This window comes from Dictyobacter arantiisoli (assembly GCF_008326305.1).
Taxonomy (GTDB): Bacteria; Chloroflexota; Ktedonobacteria; order Ktedonobacterales; family Ktedonobacteraceae; genus Dictyobacter; species Dictyobacter arantiisoli.
In genome coordinates this window covers 1-2,880 of record NZ_BIXY01000193.1, presented here as the reverse complement: position 1 = coordinate 2,880, position 2,880 = coordinate 1, and the positions used below count along the sequence as shown (strand labels likewise).

The following is a 2,880-nucleotide window of genomic DNA, read 5'->3' as shown; positions in this document are numbered from 1 at the left end:
CTGATGAGGTCAAGACCTGCGCCACAATGGCGACCTCGCCAAACCAGTTGGGAACGGAGGGCCGATCTTCTGATGCGCTCTGGAGATGGACGGATGGATGTGTCATACTACCTGTATTCTCCTTAGAAGTAGGATTGGATCATTTTCTTCTTCTAAGGAGACATATATTTGCCTGGTTTGGCAAGGATTTTTCCCTCTTTTATCCGTTTGTACTTATGCTACTCGCTTGCTGTTATCATCTCGTTGCGCATCCCGTGGGCTTTTGCTATTTCTTGTCCATCACAGCACGATAATGCCTCGCTGTAGGTTGAGTCTACGGGAAAATCCTTTGGCCACTTGAGTTGCCGTTTCAGCTCGTCTTTTCTCTCTTCGACCCAGTCCACAATTCCATGTATCGTCGTTTCTCCAGCCAGTTTCCCAAGCATGAGAACAGTTAAAATGAGCGCAAGCGGATAGCGCTTCCCTTTCGCTTTTCGTCCGTCTTTCACCTGCTCAAACGCTTGATACAGTGATGCAGCATCTCTCGCCAGAGATTCCCGGTTCTCTTGCCCTGTTCCGTCGAATATGTTAAGGTACATCCAAGCCATTTCTCGCTTTCATAGGTGCGTAATGATTTTCCTATTTTAGCAAGATATGGCTCCTTTTTTTACTCTTTCGGGACTTTCGGGTACACCAAAAAGCCCTGACAAGAGGGCAAGAAAGGATTAGCAGCCCTTAAGAATCACGCTCTTTCCTTTTTAGCGCGAAGGTGTACTAATGCCCGGTGATTCTGTTTGTTCTGGCTCTGTGGTGGGCGAAGATGAAGGTTGGCTGGCGACATGGTGTGAAGGGTGTGCACGTTCCAGGGGAAGTTGTTGATGATGGTAGAGGCGGTTCGATAGTAGCGCGTTGTTTGAGGTCATTGATACTTGCAGCGCTTCTACAAGATGCTCCAGGCGGTCAATACTTTGTATGACTTCCTGGTTTTTTATTGATTGATTTCTATCTTGAGCCGCAATATTAGTTTCTCGTCCATATGGAGTTGATGAAGGGAGAAGTGCATCGCGCAATGTCTGTAATTGTTGAGATATTTCTTCCTGGATTGCATACATGGATGAAATTAAGGCATCTCTTAATGGTGAAAGATGTGCTCCCAGTGTTTGATCTATTAACTCCGCCATCTCTTCCCAGGGAATTTCTGTTTGTACCTCTATCGCGTCAAATTCTGGTTGTCCATCCGCCGTGTAGGTAAGGGGGAATTCATTTGTGGAAGCCATGGAAGAGAAATGTTGATTAATAATTTGCTCAAATGCAAGCAGTTGTGCGGCCAGGGAACGTTCAAGTAAATCTTCATTTTGTTGCTGATTTTTCATCTCGGGTTTCTGCTCGCTGGCCTGCTTTGTTTGTTCCGGTTGCTGATTAAGCTGCTCCTGAAACATTGTTGCAAGTTTAGTATGCTGGTCATCAAGTTGTCGAGACAGCGTTTGTTGAAATTCACCTTGCATCGTCAGTAAGCGTTGTTCAAAATCATGCTGCAACTTCTGGCTTTTTTGTTCAAAGGTCCGTTCCAAATCGCGCTGCTGAGTTGCCAATGTCTGTTCTATAATCGTGTGTAACGACTGTATTTCGTCTTGCGTAAACGCCATTGGATGGTACCAATCCCTTCTTCTTCCGGCTACTTGTATTTATAGATTGTATGCTGTCCCTAGTATAGGAATAGCGTTGCACGGTGTCAATGTCTATAGATGATCGAACCCAAGTTGGCTATCCAGCACGCCTGAGATCACGATTTTTGCCAGCTTATTCTTCCCTGGACAAAGCACCCTTGCCTCAGCTATACTATCAACAGGCTTATATTTCATGTTGTTGTTGTACTTTGTTCTTTTTATTAGATTCTGCTCGTGCGTAGATTTCTTGTGTTTGTCAACTACCAAAGGGATCAGAACTATGCACAATGATGCTCCTCCAGCATTCTACTCGCGTCCCTCTGTATTAGATTCTGCTCGTGCTCTGGTATTACCCTGGGGGTTGATTTGTGTTGGCTGGCTCGTGTTGGGCCTGGCATTTGCTACAGGCCAGAATGTGTTTATTGATCACGACTATTTGTTGCAGATCAGCCATTTCCCCTGGCTAAGTGCATGCTTGATTTTCTTATTGGCCTGGCAAATTATGTTCATTGCGATGATGTTACCTGCTTCTCTTTCTCATCTTTTTATTTTCTATGCCCCTTATAAGTTTCCCTGGTATCGCCAGATACTATTTATTGGAGGTTATGCCGCCATCTGGACTGGCTTTGCATTGTTGGCCTTCCTCGGTGATACTTTTGTGCATCAGTTAGTACGTCAGTGGTGGTGGTTGTATCTGCATGCCCAGGTGATTGGCACACTCCTTTTTGGGTTGGCCGGTATCTGGCAATGGAGCTCCTGGAAGTCGATCTGCCAGCGTAATTGTAGCGAACTGGTTGATCGACACGCATGCTTCCCGTTGACCGCTGACAATCTTTCTGGTTGGCGACAGGGGATACTGTATGGTGTCTGGTGTCTGGGAAGTAACTGGGCCTTAATGTTGGTAATGTTTGCTGTGGGTATGAAGAGCTTTTTATTCATGGCTCTCATGACCCTCGTAATGCTACTTGAGCGTACCTTTCTCCATAAAAGAGCACCGCAGCTTGTCATCGGCTGTATCTGTCTACTACTGACCCCACTCTGGTATTTTTTTCTGTTCCATGGTTAACCGAAAGGCAGTACAATCCATCCTAATCTGCTACAAACCTGCCTCCGGCCTTGCATTCACATTTTTTCATGCTCTCCATAATCTCTGTGCATGAGTTTTCGCACCTGCGGTGCTCAAAACTGTTTTTAGTGTGTGGTGCAGAAAAGGTGCATAGCACCTTTTCTGCAC

The 2,880-nt window shown here is 45.7% G+C and carries 3 protein-coding genes; 1 reads left to right on the top strand and 2 read right to left on the bottom strand.

Going from position 1 to position 2,880, the window contains the following annotated elements; translation table 11 throughout:
- Nucleotides 1-218: 218 nt before the first annotated feature.
- Nucleotides 219-578, bottom strand: coding sequence for a transposase family protein (locus tag F1593_RS27650; protein WP_172632519.1), 360 nt, complete (start codon nt 576-578; stop codon nt 219-221).
- Between the two features lie 159 nt (nt 579-737).
- Nucleotides 738-1,625, bottom strand: coding sequence for a hypothetical protein (locus tag F1593_RS27645; RefSeq protein WP_149404773.1), 888 nt, complete (start codon nt 1,623-1,625; stop codon nt 738-740).
- A 301-nt stretch (nt 1,626-1,926) separates the two neighbouring features.
- On the opposite strand from F1593_RS27645, the gene F1593_RS27640 reads away from it, so the two are divergent.
- A complete protein-coding gene (locus tag F1593_RS27640) occupies nt 1,927-2,712 on the top strand; it encodes a DUF2182 domain-containing protein (RefSeq protein ID WP_172632518.1) in 786 nt (261 codons plus the stop codon).
- Nucleotides 2,713-2,880: the final 168 nt, after the last annotated feature.